12 protein-coding genes are annotated in these 14,574 nt (G+C 65.3%); 6 read left to right on the forward strand and 6 right to left on the reverse strand.

Annotated features, from left to right (window positions below):
• The first annotated feature begins 5 nt into the window (after positions 1 to 5).
• Together ACVWY3_RS00210 and ACVWY3_RS00215 are read left to right on the forward strand one after the other, a co-directional pair.
• The gene (locus tag ACVWY3_RS00210; protein ID WP_456836655.1) at positions 6 to 1,859 is read left to right on the forward strand and encodes a TRAP transporter large permease; all 1,854 of its coding nucleotides are present in this window, start codon (positions 6 to 8) and stop codon (positions 1,857 to 1,859) included.
• Positions 1,860 to 1,870: 11 nt separating this feature from the next.
• Positions 1,871 to 2,848 (forward strand): hydroxyacid dehydrogenase, encoded by a 978-nt coding sequence (locus ACVWY3_RS00215; protein WP_456836656.1) that lies wholly within the window; start codon positions 1,871 to 1,873, stop codon positions 2,846 to 2,848.
• A gap of 36 nt (positions 2,849 to 2,884) precedes the next feature.
• Here the strand turns inward: ACVWY3_RS00215 and ACVWY3_RS00220 are convergent, their stop codons facing one another.
• Positions 2,885 to 4,063 (reverse strand): ABC transporter substrate-binding protein, encoded by a 1,179-nt coding sequence (locus ACVWY3_RS00220; RefSeq protein WP_456836657.1) that lies wholly within the window; start codon positions 4,061 to 4,063, stop codon positions 2,885 to 2,887.
• A gap of 291 nt (positions 4,064 to 4,354) precedes the next feature.
• Here ACVWY3_RS00220 and ACVWY3_RS00225 point away from each other — a divergent pair, with 291 nt between their 5' ends.
• The 3 genes from ACVWY3_RS00225 (at position 4,355) to ACVWY3_RS00235 (ending at position 8,597) form a co-directional block, all read left to right on the forward strand.
• Positions 4,355 to 6,784: a bifunctional diguanylate cyclase/phosphodiesterase gene (locus tag ACVWY3_RS00225; RefSeq protein WP_456836658.1), complete on the forward strand. Its 2,430-nt coding sequence runs from the start codon at positions 4,355 to 4,357 to the stop codon at positions 6,782 to 6,784.
• Between the two features lie 176 nt (positions 6,785 to 6,960).
• Positions 6,961 to 8,262 (forward strand): MFS transporter, encoded by a 1,302-nt coding sequence (locus ACVWY3_RS00230; RefSeq protein ID WP_456843247.1) that lies wholly within the window; start codon positions 6,961 to 6,963, stop codon positions 8,260 to 8,262.
• 134 nt (positions 8,263 to 8,396) lie between these two features.
• A complete protein-coding gene (locus ACVWY3_RS00235; RefSeq protein WP_456843248.1) occupies positions 8,397 to 8,597 on the forward strand; it encodes a hypothetical protein in 201 nt (66 codons plus the stop codon).
• Here the strand turns inward: ACVWY3_RS00235 and ACVWY3_RS00240 are convergent.
• A complete protein-coding gene (locus ACVWY3_RS00240; protein WP_456843249.1) occupies positions 8,527 to 9,330 on the reverse strand; it encodes an isocitrate lyase/PEP mutase family protein in 804 nt (267 codons plus the stop codon). The two genes, ACVWY3_RS00235 and ACVWY3_RS00240, sit on opposite strands and share 71 nt — an antisense overlap.
• 68 nt (positions 9,331 to 9,398) lie before the next feature.
• A complete protein-coding gene (locus tag ACVWY3_RS00245; RefSeq protein WP_456836659.1) occupies positions 9,399 to 10,298 on the reverse strand; it encodes an alpha/beta fold hydrolase in 900 nt (299 codons plus the stop codon).
• Positions 10,299 to 10,353: 55 nt separating this feature from the next.
• Here ACVWY3_RS00245 and ACVWY3_RS00250 point away from each other — a divergent pair, with 55 nt between their 5' ends.
• Entirely contained in the window at positions 10,354 to 10,908 is a 555-nt protein-coding gene (locus ACVWY3_RS00250; RefSeq protein WP_456836660.1) for a MarR family winged helix-turn-helix transcriptional regulator, read from the forward strand.
• 268 nt (positions 10,909 to 11,176) lie between these two features.
• On the opposite strand, the gene ACVWY3_RS00255 is transcribed toward ACVWY3_RS00250, so the two are convergent.
• The 3 genes from ACVWY3_RS00255 to ACVWY3_RS00265 form a co-directional block, all read right to left on the reverse strand.
• Positions 11,177 to 13,009 (reverse strand): peptidoglycan-binding protein, encoded by a 1,833-nt coding sequence (locus ACVWY3_RS00255; RefSeq protein WP_456836661.1) that lies wholly within the window; start codon positions 13,007 to 13,009, stop codon positions 11,177 to 11,179.
• Between the two features lie 156 nt (positions 13,010 to 13,165).
• On the reverse strand, positions 13,166 to 13,555 hold the full coding sequence (locus ACVWY3_RS00260; RefSeq protein ID WP_456836662.1) for a hypothetical protein: 390 nt from the start codon (positions 13,553 to 13,555) through the stop codon (positions 13,166 to 13,168).
• Positions 13,556 to 13,822: 267 nt separating this feature from the next.
• On the reverse strand, positions 13,823 to 14,434 hold the full coding sequence (locus tag ACVWY3_RS00265) for a TetR/AcrR family transcriptional regulator (protein ID WP_456836663.1): 612 nt from the start codon (positions 14,432 to 14,434) through the stop codon (positions 13,823 to 13,825).
• Positions 14,435 to 14,574: the final 140 nt, after the last annotated feature.

Raw genomic sequence — 14,574 nt, forward strand, 5'->3', positions numbered from 1 at the left:
TGACGATGACCGCCGCCGTGCCCGTCTCGGGCGGCCGCCACGGGAGTATCACCCTGCTGCTTCGCGTCAGCGACGCGATTGCGGCGATCCTGCTTGCCGCCGATCTCATCGTCGTCTGCGGTTCCGTGCTGCTGCGCTTCTTCTTCAATGCGCCGGTCGAATGGTCCGATGACGTCGCGCGCGGCCTGATGGTCGGCTCGGGCTTCTTCGGCGCGGCAAGCGCGCTCGCGCGCGGCGAGAACGTCGGCGTGTCCTTCTTCCGCGACCTCCTGCCGGTGCGGCTGCGCTCGCTGGTCGATGCCGCCAGCGCGCTGCTGATCGTGCTGATCTCGGGCTATGTCGCCTACAACGCGATCAAGCTGGGCTCGCTCACGGCCGGCCAGACCACGGGCTCCGGCCTGCCGCTGGAGCTGACATTCTACCCGATGGGCGTCGGCGCGGCGTTCATGACGGTGTTCGCCGTCGATCATCTCTGCGCAAGGCCGCTTCCTGACATCATCAGAGGACTCATGGCGATCGTCATCGTCACCGGCCTTTATCTCGCCTGGGATTACCTGTCGCCGTCGTCCGTGCCCTCGGCGGGCGCGCTGATGCTGATCGGCTTCTTCGCGACGCTGTTCGGCGGCTTGCCGATCGGCTTTGCGCTGGCGCTGGCCGCGCTGATCTTCATCTGGGTCGAGGGCGCGCTGCCGGGCGTCATCTTCGCCCAGCAGATGGCGCGCGGCATCGACAATTTCGTCCTGCTCGCGATTCCCTTCTTCATCCTGGTCGGCTACCTCATGGAAGCCAACGGCATGTCGGTGCGGCTGATCGAGCTGTTGCAGCGCGCGGTGGGCCGCATGCGCGGCGGCCTCAACGTCGTGATGGTGGCCTCGATGGTGCTGTTCTCGGGCATCTCAGGCTCGAAGATGGCCGACGTTGCGGCGGTCGGCTCGGTGCTGATCCCGGCCGCGCGCCGCTCCAGGCAAAATCCGGGCGGCGCGGTCGCGCTGCTCGCAGCATCCGCCGTGATGGCCGAGACAATTCCGCCCTGCATCAACCTGATCATCCTCGGCTTCGTCGCAAACCTGTCGATCGGTGGCCTGTTCATGGCGGGACTGCTCCCGGCGGCGCTGATGGCGCTGGTGCTGATCGCGGTCTCCATCATCTTCGGCAAGCCGCCGGCGGAGGCCGAGGACATCGCGCCGCGGGCACCGGTGTCGGGCCTCTGGACGGGTGCGATCGCCTCGTTCGGCCTGATCTTCATGATCTTCTTCGGCTTCAAGAGCGGCTTTGCCACAGCCACGGAAATCTCGGCTTTCGCGGTCGCCTATGCGCTTGTCGTCGGCAGTGTCGTGTTCCGCGAGCTCGGCTTCAGATCGGCCGCGCATAGTTTCGTGCAGGCGGCAACGCGCGCAGGCCTCGTGCTGTTCATCGTCGCCGCCGCGCAATCGCTGGCGTTCACGCTGACCTTGCAGCAGGTGCCGCATGCGGTCGGCGATGTCATGCTCGGCCTGTCCAAGACCTCGGGCGTCTGGCTGTTCATCCTGCTCGCGATCGTCGTGCTGATCGTGATGGGCTCGGTGCTGGAGGGCGCCGCCGCGCTGATCATCTTCGGGCCGCTGCTGCTGCCGGTTGCGGTGCAGCTCGGCGTCGATCCCCTGCATTTCGGCGTCGTGCTCGTCATCGCGATGGGCATCGGCCTGTTCGCGCCGCCGCTGGGCCTTGGGCTCTACGGCGCCTGCCTGATCGGCAATGTGCCGATCGAGCAGACCGTCAAGCCCATCATGGGCTACCTTGGCCTCCTGTTCCTCTGCCTGCTCGTCATCGCCTTTGTGCCATGGCTCTCGACCGCGCTGCCGCGGGCATTCGGCTACTGAAGGAGTCTGCAGTGAAGGTCCTGCTCGCTCACACGCCGGAGATGCGCCGCAACTACTACGGCGACCGCAGCCTGAACGGCCTGCGCGCGGCCGCCGAGGTGATCCTGCACGAGGGCGATGACGCGCTCGACTCGGCCGGCCTCGTGCGCGCCGCCAAGGATGCCGACATCATCGTCGCCGATCGCATGACCGAGGGGCGCGGCGAGATCTTTGCGCAGCTGCCGCGCCTGCGCGCCTTCGTCCGCTGCGCCGTCGATATCCGCAACGTCAATGTGGAAGCGGCCTCAGCGGCTGGCGTGCTCGTGACCCGCGCAGGGCCCGGCTTCGTCCAGGCTGTCGCCGAGCTCGCGCTCGGCTTCATGGTCGATCTCTCCCGCGGCGTGTCGCGGACGACGGCGGACTACCAGGCCGGCCGCAAGCCGGAGGCGCGGATGGGCCGCCAGCTCGCCGCTAGCCGTATCGGCATCATCGGCTATGGCAGCATCGGGCGTTATCTCGCCGAGATCGCCAAGGTGCTGCGCATGGAGGTGCTGGTCGCCGATCCCTTCGCAACCGTCAGCGACAGTGCAATCCGGCACGTCAGCCTCGACGAGCTCCTGTCCGCATCGGACTATGTGGTCTGTCTTGCGATCGCCAACGAGCAGACCGAGAATCTGATCGGCGAGGCGGCGCTCGCCCGTATGCAGAAGCACGCCGTCTTCATCAATCTCTCGCGCGGCAATCTCGTCGACGAGGCCGCGCTCACCAAGGCGTTGCTGGAGAACCGCATCGCCGGCGCGGCGATGGATGTCGGCCGCGCGCCCGACCAGATGCCGTCGCCGGAGCTCGCGAAACTGCCAAACGTCATCGCGACGCCCCATGTCGGCGGCCTGACGCCGCAGGCGATCGAATACCAGTCGCTGGAAACCGTCCGGCAGGTCGAAGCGATCGTCAAAGGCGAGGTGCCTCAGGGCGCCGTCAACGCCGACCGCTGGACGCGGCGGCCATGAATCGTCTGCGCCGTCGCAAGTTCGATCTCCCGCGGCCTACAGCCGGTCCACCGCCTTGAACGTCCCGTCCTTTTGGATCACCGTCAAGAACACTTTCGGCGGCGCGTCGAGTGCGCGCAGGCCGACGGTGACGATGCTGCCGCTGATCTCGAAGCTGCCGACGTCGTTGATGGCGCGCAGGAGGCCCGTGCGCGTCGGTTGCGGCCCGGCCTTTTCCAGCGCGGCGGCGGCGAGGCGGCCGGAGAGATAGCCTTCGAGCGACACGAAGTCAGGCGTCAGCGTCGGATCGATCGCTTTCTGCGCCGCCTGATAATCGGCGACGAGCTTGAGCGAGCGATCCCAGGGAAACGGCACGACCTGCGAAACGATCACGCCGTCGCCCTCGGGGCCGAGCTCCTTGGCGAGCGCATTAGCGCCGACGAAGGAGATGTTGACGAAGGTCGGATAGGAGCCGCTGCGGTGCGCGAGCTTGATGAACTCCGCGCAGGGACCGTAGGTGCCGACCATGATGATGGCCTCGGGCTCGGCGCGCTTGATCGTGCGCCAGGCCGAGCCAACCGCGCGGGTGTTGCGCTCGAAGGTGCCTTCGGCGGCGAGCTCCAGGCCGCGCTTGGCGAGCGCGCGCTTCACGCCGGCAAGACCGTCGCGGCCGAAGGAATCGTCCTGGTAGAAGATGCCGATGCGGGTGAAGTGGCGATCCTCGGTGAGGTGCTTGATCCAGGCCTCGGCCTCCGCGCCATAGCTCGCGCGGATGTTGACGACGTTCGGAAGCTCGAGATCGCGCAAAAATTCAGCGCCGCTGAACGGGCCGATGAAGGGAATGTTCCTCGCACTGGTGATCGGGATCGTCGCCATTGCCGTCGGCGTGCCCACCGCGCCGATCAGTGCGAACACCTTGTCCTCGTCGAGCAAGCGCAGCGTCTGCGCCACCGAACGGTCGGGATCGTAGCCGTCATCGTGGCTGATGAGCTGGAGCTTGCGGCCGTGCACGCCACCCTTGGCGTTGATCTCGGTGAACGCGGCGACGATGCCCTGTCGCATGCGCAGACCAAGCGCAGACGAGGGGCCTTCGAGCGCGGCGGCCTGGCCGAACAGGATCGTGTCCGCGCTGACGCCGGCCTCCTCGTCGGTCTTCTCGCCTTTGGCCGGAAGCATGAACGCGGCCAGCCATGCGATAACCAGGGCGACGGATGTCGCGGATCGCGATCGTGTCATGAGGGTGCTTTGCCGGATGTTGGAGGCGCCTGGCGGAAGGATAGGTCTGCGCCCCTGAACAGGTCGCTAACTGCCCCACGACCAGCGGGGTCCGTACGATTCCGGAGAAAACCGGCAACTTATGTCCAGACTGCCGAAACTTGCGGGGCAATCATTAACTAAGCCGCGTGATGCGGACCACGAAGGTTCCGAAATTGTGCAGTTCTTAACCGCGCTTCCCATCCGATAGTCGCGCCGGTCGCTCAACCAGAAGTTCGCACTGGCGCGCCGAGGGGACTTGCGGGATCAAAGATGGGCGGTCGCGATCAGAACGATCAGGATCGGAAGCGTGTGACCGGATGGTGGCGTGCCGCGCCGCTGCTCGGGCTCTACCGTCCTGCGCTCGTCGCCGTCGCCGTCGGGCTGCTGTTCTCGATCGTGGGCGCGGCCGTCGTCGCGCGCTGGGAAGACCGCGTCAACAGGATCGAGTTCGAGAACGCGGCCGAGACCGAGGCCATCGTCATGCAGAACGGCATGAGCGAGTACATCTCGCGACTGGTCGCGCTGCGCACGCTGTTCGAATCCAGCAACGAGGAGATCACCCGCAGCGAATTCGAGGCTTTCAGCGCCCGTCTGTTCGAGCGCCATCCCGGCATGCTGCGCATCGCCTGGCTGCCCCGCGTCAACCGCAAGGAGCGCGCCGAATACGAGGCTGCCGCGATTACGGACGGCGTCTCCGGCTATCGCATCAAGTCGCTTCAAGGCGAGAGCTTTTCGACCGCGCCGCAGGGAGACGAATATTTTCCGGTGTTCTACTCGACCCAGCCGAAGACGTCGCAAGTCTACGGCATGGACTACGCGACCATCCCGGAGCGCCGCGCAGCGCTGGAGCGCGCGCGCGACAACGACCGGGGCGCGTCCATTCGCACCCGCCTCTTCGAGTCGAAGGAGGGCGGCCCGCAACCCGACGTGCTCGTGGCGCTGCCCGTCTATGCCAAGGGGACGTCGCGCGACACGGTTGCGGATCGGCGCCGCAATCTCACGGGCTTCGTCGTCGGCATCTTCGATTTGCCGCTGCTGCTCCACACCATCCGCGTGACCACCGGCGCAAGCCCCGCGGTCAGCGTCAACGTCTATCCACCCTTCACGGGGCAGATCGTCAGCCTCGCGGACATGCTGCCGGATTTTTCGTCGCCCGCCACCGCGCCGCAGTCGATGCGCGATGTCGCGCGGACGCTGCACTGGTCGGGCGGTCTCAAGATCGGGGACACCGACTGGCAGGTGCGCGCCATGCCGACGGCCGGCGGTGCGCTGGAGACGGCCTATGACCGCGCGGCCGCGGTGCTCGTCCTCGGCATGCTGCTGACGCTGTCGCTGTCGACCTACCTGATGCTCGCGAGCCGCAATTCGCGGCGGCTGTCGCTGGCCAATCGGCGCGTGCTCGAGCTCGCCCACACCGACATCCTCACCGGCTTGCCCAATCGCGCCTTCTTCCTCGCCCGGCTGGACGAGCTCAATCGCCAGCTGGACGATGCCGGTGCGGCCTTTTCGATCCTGATGCTCGATCTCGACCGCTTCAAGAACGTCAACGATTCCCTCGGTCACGGTGCCGGCGACGTGCTGCTGCGCCAAGTGGCGCAGCGGCTGAGGTCCGCCTTGCGCGCCGGCGACGTGCTGGCGCGGCTCGGCGGCGACGAATTCGCCATCATCCAGGAAGGGTGCGAGGACCAGCGCGCCTGCGCGACCGAGCTGGCGGCGCGGATCGCAAAACTCGTGGCCGAGCCGTTCCTCTTGCCCGGCCATCGCGTCGAGATCGGCACCAGCATCGGCATTGCGATCGCGCCGGATCACGGCACCGATCAGGAGCAGCTGCTGAAGAAGGCCGACCTTGCGCTCTACCGTTCGAAATCGGCCGGCCGCAACTGCTACACCGTCTATGACGAGGCGATGTCGGCCGAGCTCGAGGCGCGCAACACGCTGGAAGGCGACTTGCGCGATGCCATCGCGCAATGCCAGCTCGAAGTGCACTATCAGCCGTTCGTCGATGCGCTCACTGGCGCGCGGCGGGGCTTCGAGGCGCTGGTGCGCTGGCGGCATCCGGGCCGCGGCCTGATCCCGCCGGATCAGTTCATCGCGCTTGCGGAGGAGACCGGGCTGATCGTGCCGCTCGGCGAATTCGTGCTGCGGCGCGCCTGTGCCGATGCGGCCGGCTGGCCTTCAGACCTGATGGTCGCCGTCAACCTGTCGCCGATCCAGTTCAAGGAAGCCGAGCTATTCGAGATGATCTGCGCCGCGCTCGCCGATTGCGGCCTGCCGCCGCAGCGGCTGGAGATCGAGATCACGGAATCGGTACTGCTGGAACGCGGCGTCGAAAACCACGCCTTCATGGAGCGGCTGAAGAGTATCGGCATCGAGCTTGCGCTCGACGATTTCGGCACCGGCTATTCGTCGCTGAGCTATCTCACCGCGTTTCCGTTCGACAAGATCAAGATCGACAAGTCATTCATCCGCAACCTCACACATCAGCCGCGCTCATCCGCCATCATCTCCTCTATCGTGACGCTGGCGCGCGGGCTCGACATGTCGGTCACCGCCGAAGGCGTCGAGACAGCCGAGGAGTTCGAGCGGCTGACCGCGCTCGGTGTCAACTTTGCGCAAGGCTACCTGTTCGGCCGCCCGATGCCGGTCGGCCAGATCGAATTGCACGAAGCCGCCCAGCCGTCGCAGCGCGACGCGGCCTGAGCGCCTTCGAGACGACCGCGACAGCGGGCGTCTCGAAGGATGGCCGCAATGACGCTGCTCGCCACACTCTCTTTATTCTTATTCGCGAATACCACACTCAAACGCGCATGCGCGAAAATCGCTTGACCCAGGCAGCCCCAGATGGTCCGAAGGATCGTCCAGGGATGAAACATACAATGCGGCTTCCGTTCTTCTACGGCTGGCTCGTGGTCGTCGTGACCTTCGTCACCATGGCGATCGGCGTCAACGCGCGCACCGCCTTCTCATTGTTCTTTCCGCCGATCATCTCCGAGTTCGGTTGGGAGCGCGGTGTCACCGCGGGTGCGTTCTCGTTCGGCTTCGTGGCCTCCGCTGTCGCGAGCCCGCTGATCGGCCGGCTGATGGATCGCGCCGGTCCCCGCGCGGTGATGGAGCTCGGCGTCGTTCTGATGGTTGGCGGGCTGCTGCTGGCACCGTTGACCAGCGCGCCCTGGCACCTCTACGTGACGCTCGGCGTCATGGTCGGCGCCGGCAGCGTGTGTCTCGGCTATTCCGGCCAATCGCTGTTCCTGCCGAACTGGTTCATCCGTAAGCGCGGCTTTGCCATCGGCATTGCCTTTGCCGGCGTCGGCCTCGGCTCGGTGACGCTGCTGCCATGGGTGCAGCACATGATCGAGCAGACCGGCTGGCGCACCGCCTGCACCGTGATGGGCCTGCTGCTCCTGATCGTGCTGGCGCCGATCAATCTGCTGCTGCACAAGCGGCCCGAGGATATCGGCCTCCAGCCTGATGGCGACGCTGCGCCGGCGTCCGGCGCTGCCAAGCCGGTCTCGAACGTGGTCGATCCTGCCTGGGTCGCGACCGAGTGGACGCTCGCCCGCGCCGTTGCGACCGCGCGCTTCTGGTGGATCGCGCTCGGCTATTTCTGCGGCCTGTACATCTGGTACGCGGTGCAGGTGCATCAGACCAAGTTCCTGCTCGATATCGGCTTCAGCCCCTCCGTCGCGGTGTGGGCGCTCGGCATCGTCAGCCTGCTCGGCATTCCCGGCCAGATCTGGCTCGGCCACGTCTCCGATCGGATCGGGCGGGAATGGGTCTGGGCGATCAGCTGCGCTGGGTTCGCGATCTGCTTCGCGGCGCTGATGGCGCTGAAGTTCCAGCCCTCCCTGTGGCTGGTCTACGTCATGGTGTTCACGCAAGGCGCGCTCGGCTACGGCCTCACCTCGATCATGGGCGCGGTGGTGTTCGAGATCTTCCAGTGCAGGCATCAGGGCAGCATCTTCGGCACGATCATGCTGGCGGCGCTGGCCGGCGGCGCGGCGGGGCCGTGGGTGACGGGTCTGCTCTGTGATCGCGCCGGTAACTACACGCTCGCTTTCGCCATCGCCATCGCCGTGAGCGGATTGTCGGCGCTCGCGATCTGGCAGGCTGCGCCGCGCAAGGTGCGGGCCGTGGCCGGCCAGCTGCACCGGCCCCGGGCGGGAACGGACGCCGAATAGGTTCCGTGCATATCAAGACATTTTGGCGTTGTTCGCGGAACGTTAAGCATGGCGCATGTTGGGCGCTTCGGGGCCGGTTGTAAAAACGTCTTGGACACCATGGGGACGTTAACCTCACCGACGTCGAGCAGAACATCGTCTACGTCAATTCGGCGTTCATGGCGCTGTTCGGCTACAGCAGCGAGGAGGCCAGAGCCGCCGGGCCGGCGAGCTCATGCCGGCTGTCACACCGACCGCGTCGCGAGCGCGGCGTGAGAGGTTGGCTCAGGCGTTCGGCTGCAGGAACGTGCCGTACTGCTTGCTCGCGGCGACCCCCGCGGCGGCCTGTCCGATGACGCGCATCGCTGCCATCATGGGCCACGGCCCGAGGCTCACCCGCCGAACGCCGACGCGGGCCAGATCGGGAATTTCGGGAACACCTTGCGTCACCATGATGTTGACGGGAAGCGGCGCAAGCCGAACCAGCCTCTCGATCAGCGCGAGGTCGGTGAGGCCGGGAACGAAAATCCCGTCGGCGCCGGCCTCCGCATAGACCTTCGCGCGGCGCGCCGCTTCGTTCAGGCAATCATCCGGCGATCCGAACTTCAGCAGAAACGGATCGGTCCTCGCATTGATGAACAGGCGAATGCCGAAATCTTGCGCGGCATTGCGCACCGCCTTGATCTTCGCGGCGTGCTGTTCGGGGCTGATGAGCTGGCGCTTTCCGCCGGAGAGCCCGTCTTCGATATTGATGCCGACGGCGCCGGCTTGCAGAATTTTCGTCGCCGAAGCCGCGGCGGCCTCCGGGGTGTCGCCATATCCCGCTTCCAGATCGATCGATACCGGGACCGGTACGGTCGCGGTGATCCGCGACACCAGGCCGGCCACCAAGTCGAGCGGGACATTTTCTCCGTCGGCATAACCAAGGGCGGAGGCGACCGCTCCGCTGCTGGTCGCGATGGCCGGCGCCGACTTGGCAATGGCCTTGGCGGTAGCGGCGTCCCACGCGTTGAACAGAACGAGCGGATCCCCCGTTCTGTGGAGACTGAGAAACGTCTCCGCGTATTTCTGCTGTGTCTTTATGTCCATCGCGTGCACTCCTGCTGAGAGAATCCATGGGATCGATCTGCGGCGCCGTCCGGCGCCCGCGATTATTTTCAGGCGGATGCGTGCGTCCTGAACCAGTCCATGATCAGGCCGGTGACTTCGGTCTCACGCTCAAGGTGCGGGAAATGCCCGACGTCGGGCAGAACGACGCGCTCGTGCGGCCCCTTGAACAGCCGCTCTTCTTTCACCGAATACTTCGCCGTCGGATCGTTGCTGCCATAGATTGTCAGCGTCGGCGTGTGCATGTCGTTGATCGGCAGCCGGCCCATGCGGCTCGCTTCGGTGAGGCCTCCATAATATTTGAGGGCCGCGGCCATGGTGCCGGGAGAGCCGAGCGTCTCCTTGACCGAACGAAGATGCTCTTGGTTGTCGAAGGTCGGCGACCACAGCTTCCAGAGATAGTCGACGAAGGGCAGTCCCTCGATATTGACCGCCGACTCGGCGCCGATCAGCTGGAAGAAGTAGACGTGGAAGATGGATCGAACGATCTCGGGATCCCGCCTGATGCTCGAGAATGTGATCGGGTGAGCCGTGTTCATCACCACGGCGGCCTTGATCGACGATGGCGCCGTGGCCAGCGCCTGAAAGATCGAGGTGCCGCCCCAATCCATGCCGACCACGCAGGCTTGTCCATCCTCGCTCAGCGCCGCAATGAGCGCTTCAAGGTCCTTGCCGAGCGCGATGGGGTCGAAGACATCGTCCGCGGGAATCCCAGTCGGCGCGTAGCCGCGCAGGAACGGCGAGATCGCACGATAACCAGCATCGGCGAAGACCTGCAGCTGCTTGCGATATGACCAGGCGTTGTCGGGAAATCCGTGCAGGAACATCACGAGGGGGCCGGTCCCCTGTTCGAGATAGGCGAACCGCACGCCATTGGCCTCTACGTATTTCAGGATGGGCCCACCGACGGTGGCCGTTGGTGTCGCCCGCGCAGCGCTGCTCGGATTCATCGTCATTCTCCATGTCGTCGTTTCCTGCGACCAAATATGTGCGCAGCGCACATATTTGGTCAAGTTGTTTTTTGTGCGCAGCGCACATATTATTGCGGTCATGGAAACGGGAATCGCGAACCTGCTGGGAGCGCTCTCTCTTGCGGTCATGGATCGGATCGAGCAGAGCGCGCGCGAGGTCATTGGTCGCGGCGGCGAGGCGCCCGCGGCGCTCGTCGTCATCGGCTATGGCCAGGGCATGACCAACGACAAGCTGCGGCGTATCCTCGGCCTGTCGCATTCCGGCACGGTCCGCTTGGTGGACCGTCTGGTCTCCGATCGGCTCGTCGAGCGCCGTGCCGGAAAGGATGGCCGCGAAATCGCCTTGCATCTCACCGTCACGGGCGCCGCGACCCGGAACGAGTTGATGACGTCCCGGATCTCAGCCGTCGCATCGCTTCTGGATGTGCTGTCGCCGGCAGAAACCAAGCGCCTTGAAACCCTGATCCACGAATTGCTGGCGCGGCAGGACACATCGGAGATGGATCGCTTCACGATCTGCCGGATGTGTGACGACAGCGTCTGCACGAATTGCCCCTTGCCCACGAACAAGGGCAAAGGCGGCCGCTAGGCGAGTTGCTGCGAGCGCCGTGAGGGGCATCTCCGCGAATTCGGAATTGTAGGTTGGGCAAAGGCGCACTCGCGCCGTGCCCACCGCCCATCAAATAATTGCGAGAGAAACGGTTGGCAGGCTTTGCTTTGCCCACCCTGCACCCACGGACGCGAGTGTGGATGGCCAGGGCGCGCTGGCATCAGATCCCGCTTGCTGCGGTCCATCGCTTTCAATGCCGTGAGCCGCAGCAGAAAAGAGCCCCGCCGTGGCGGGGCTCGGAAGCGCGTCAGTACTTCTTGGCCGGCTGCCCTGATGTCGAAGGCGGCGGAGCATTGTTCTGATTAGTTTGTCCAGTCGGCGTGTTCTGGTTGGTGCCGGGCTGGCTGGTGGACTGAGTGTTGCTCTGGGCCGGGGCCTGGCCGGTGGTCTGGCCCGATGGCGGTTGCGTGCTGGCCTGGCCCGGGTTCGCCGGCTGGTTCTGCTGAGCCTCGCCGGTTGTGGACGGCTGGTTCTGCGGAGCCTGACCCGTGGTCTGGTTCTGCTGCGCCGGCGCGTTGCTCTGGCCGGTGCTTTGCCCGGTCGTGTTCTGCGGCGTCGACGTCGACTGGTTGCTGCCGCCCTGACCGACGGTCGTCGACTGGCCCTGCGTGGCGCTGATCTGGTTGGACACGCCGAGCGCAGCGACCGTGCGGGTATCGATCGAGCCGGTGGCCTGGAAGCCCTCCTGTCGCTGGAAGGTCATCAATGCCCTTTGCGTCTCCGGCCCGAGGACGCCGTCCGCTTCGCCGGACAGCATGCCGCGTTCGATCAGGACGCGCTGAACGATGCGGATCTCGTCGGGGCTGAGATTCAGCGCGGCAACGCTGCCGCCGCCACCGCTGATGCTCGAACTGCCGCTCCGGGCATAGTGCGTCCGCGGCCCGGCGGGAATGACGTCGACGATCCTGCGGCTCCGGTCGGTGACGACGATCTCGTCATCGACGACGAAGAAGCTGTCGTCGCGGTAGTCAGGATAGACGTCGATCAGCGCGGGATAATCCGCGACCGAGACCACCGAGATGTTCCGCGGCACGATCACGCCGGCATTGACGCCGAAGTTGATCGAGTTGGCGTTGACCCTCACGCGGTCCACATTGCGCGAGCTCAGCACCGACTGCTGCAGCTGGGTCTGCTGCTGCGCATTCACCTGCACGCGGCCGGACATGCTCTGCGCAGCTCCGCTTTGTGTCTGCGCCTGGGTGTTGGGCTGTCCTTGCGTGTTGGCGCCGGTCGTTGTGCCCTGCGCGTTCTGGCCCTGTGTGTTCTGGCCTTGCGTGTTCTGGCGTTGGGCGTTCTGGCCTTGCGTGTTCTGCCCCTGGGTGTTCTGACCCTGGGCGTTGTTGCCAGTGTTCGCGCCGGTTGACTTGCTCGGATCCTGCGCGGTCTTGCTCTGGGCGTCATTCCTGGTGTTCGCGCCGGTCGTCGTGGTGCTCTGACCCTGCGCATTCTTGCCTTGCGCGTTCTTGTCCTGCGCGTTCTTGTCTTGCGCAGCCTTGTCCCGGGCATTGTCCCTGGTATTGGCGCCCGTGGTCATGCTCTTGTTCTGCTCTGCGCCTTGCGACTGACGCGCGTGGTCGCGGTCGCTGCGGCTCTGTCCGATGGTCTGGTCCTTCTGTCCGCTCTTGTCGCTCTCGGACTTGGACTGACGCGCCTGATCGCGATCGCCACGGCTCTGACCGATCGTCTGGTCCTTGCCCTGCTTGCCATACTCGGATTGCGACTGACGGGCATTATCGCGCTCGCGGCCCTGACCGATGGTCTGCTTGTCGCCCTTATCGGCGGCCCGGCCGCTGTCTTGCGCGGCGGAGGAACCCTCGGCCCGGCCACCGCCGCTGCGGCCCTGTGTCATTCCCTCGCTGTGCGAGGCGCCACTTGCACCGTGCGAGGTCGCGCCGCCGGAGTGTTCCGCAGCACCTCCGCTGGCCCCGCCAGCTGCGCCGCCACTTGCGTTGCCGCCGGCACTCATCCCGCCGCCGGCACCTTCACGCATGCCTTGCGCCGATCCTCGCACCGACGCCAGGCTGACACCGGCGAGTAGCACCGCTGTCGTCAGCAGGAACTTGTTCTTTCCTATGTTCATCTGAACCTCCTTAGGTTTGGTGGGTTGCCGTTGCGCGTTGCCCGCGATGCGACAGCGCGCACAAACGCTCTCGATCGAAGCCGGACGCATCGATCTGGTTGTTTGGTCTCTTACGAGGCTCAGCCTTCCGCGCTGGGCCTGCCTTGGCGCTTCACATCACCAGTGATGGTGCCAACGATGGTGATAGAAGTGCCGCCGCGGGAACGGTGCGCCGTAATAGGCGAAAGCGGGACGCACGACGCGGCGATAGCGATAGCCGTAATAGGCCGGGGCATAACCCGTGCTGTAGTAGGTCGTGGTGTAGCCGCCCCAGGGATACGGTTCGTAGCCGCCGTAATAGCCGTAAGCCGGGCCATAATAGCCGTAACCCGGACCATACGCATAAGCGGAAGAGGCGAGGCCGCCGAATATGGCGCCTGCGATCAACCCGCCTGCCAGCGCCGGACCGAATCCGCCACGCCAATGCGCTTCTGCGGGCGTTGGCGCTGCCACGGCGCTCACCCCGAGCGTGCCGACGGTTGCCAGAACCAACGCGGTCTTCTTCATTCGCATTCCTCTCCAGTTGGTGTTGCGATGCCGGGCCAACAGCAACGGCGGGCAAAAGTTGCAAGCGGGCGTTCGGGAGAGACAAAGAGTCATGAAGATAAACGCGCGTTCATCTCGGCGGCTGCGCGTGTTCCGACGGTGGCCTTGTAGCGGGTCGCGTTGATTGAAGAGATCGGCGCGTTCCGCTGTTCCGCTGCGGCTCGCATGATCGTGTTGCGGTGCGATCGTTCCCGGCACTGCGACGGATCAGCGCATGAGGGGTCTAATTTAGTCCGACGCCAATCCCGTCCTGCGCCGCAGATCCGTGATGGCGCGCAAGAAGCTGTCGGCCGGCGTGGTCTCGGGATCGATCAGCCGGTGCAGGCGGAAGCCGTCCTCCAGCGCCAGCACGACGCTTGCCATCCAGGGCGGGTTCAACGTGCCGCCGCTCGGCTTGTTCTTCAAGGTTGCCTCGACGATGTCGGCCACCAGCTTGCGCCGCGCGCGCAGCCGTTTTGCAAGTTCGGGGCGACGCTTCTCGGCGCGCGCGACGAACAGAATCATTTCCATATGGAGGAGGGGCGAGCGGCCGAGCGGATCCTGCTTGCTGCGGTCCATCGCCTTCAGCGCCGCGATGAAGTCGTCGAGATTGTCGTGCTGGGCGAGGATGTCCATGTTGCGCCGGATCGACTGCTCGACATGGTCCTCGAGCATGGCGATGATCAACTCGTCCTTGCTCTTGAAGTTGGAATAGAACGCGCCGCGCGTAAAACCCGCCGCGGCCGCGATCGCCTCGATGCTGGCGCCGCCGATGCCGTCGGCTTCGAACACGCGCGCGGCCGCCTCGAACAGCTTGTCGCGCGTGTCGTCCCTGGTCGGCCTGGTTCTCACCCTTGACATCGGCGCAGTTTAGGGCAAAATGCAACTCGATACAAGAATGTATCGAGTTTATAATTCACGTAAGTGATCTTGGGATAGTTACGCTGCGAAAAGAGGGGCTGCCGGCGTATTCGTGTCATGCGGCAACCGATGTGAGGTCA

This window comes from Bradyrhizobium sp. USDA 4486 (assembly GCF_054057995.1).

Coding starts and splice junctions, on each gene's coding strand:
- ACVWY3_RS00210 (WP_456836655.1), top strand. CDS start 6: ATGACCGCCGCCGTGCCCGTCTCGGGCGGCCGCCACGGGAGTATCACC.
- ACVWY3_RS00220 (WP_456836657.1), bottom strand. CDS start 4,063: ATGACACGATCGCGATCCGCGACATCCGTCGCCCTGGTTATCGCATGG.
- ACVWY3_RS00225 (WP_456836658.1), top strand. CDS start 4,355: ATGGGCGGTCGCGATCAGAACGATCAGGATCGGAAGCGTGTGACCGGA.
- ACVWY3_RS00230 (WP_456843247.1), top strand. CDS start 6,961: ATGCGGCTTCCGTTCTTCTACGGCTGGCTCGTGGTCGTCGTGACCTTC.
- ACVWY3_RS00240 (WP_456843249.1), bottom strand. CDS start 9,330: ATGGACATAAAGACACAGCAGAAATACGCGGAGACGTTTCTCAGTCTC.
- ACVWY3_RS00245 (WP_456836659.1), bottom strand. CDS start 10,298: ATGAATCCGAGCAGCGCTGCGCGGGCGACACCAACGGCCACCGTCGGT.
- ACVWY3_RS00255 (WP_456836661.1), bottom strand. CDS start 13,009: ATGAACATAGGAAAGAACAAGTTCCTGCTGACGACAGCGGTGCTACTC.
- ACVWY3_RS00260 (WP_456836662.1), bottom strand. CDS start 13,555: ATGAAGAAGACCGCGTTGGTTCTGGCAACCGTCGGCACGCTCGGGGTG.
- ACVWY3_RS00265 (WP_456836663.1), bottom strand. CDS start 14,434: ATGTCAAGGGTGAGAACCAGGCCGACCAGGGACGACACGCGCGACAAG.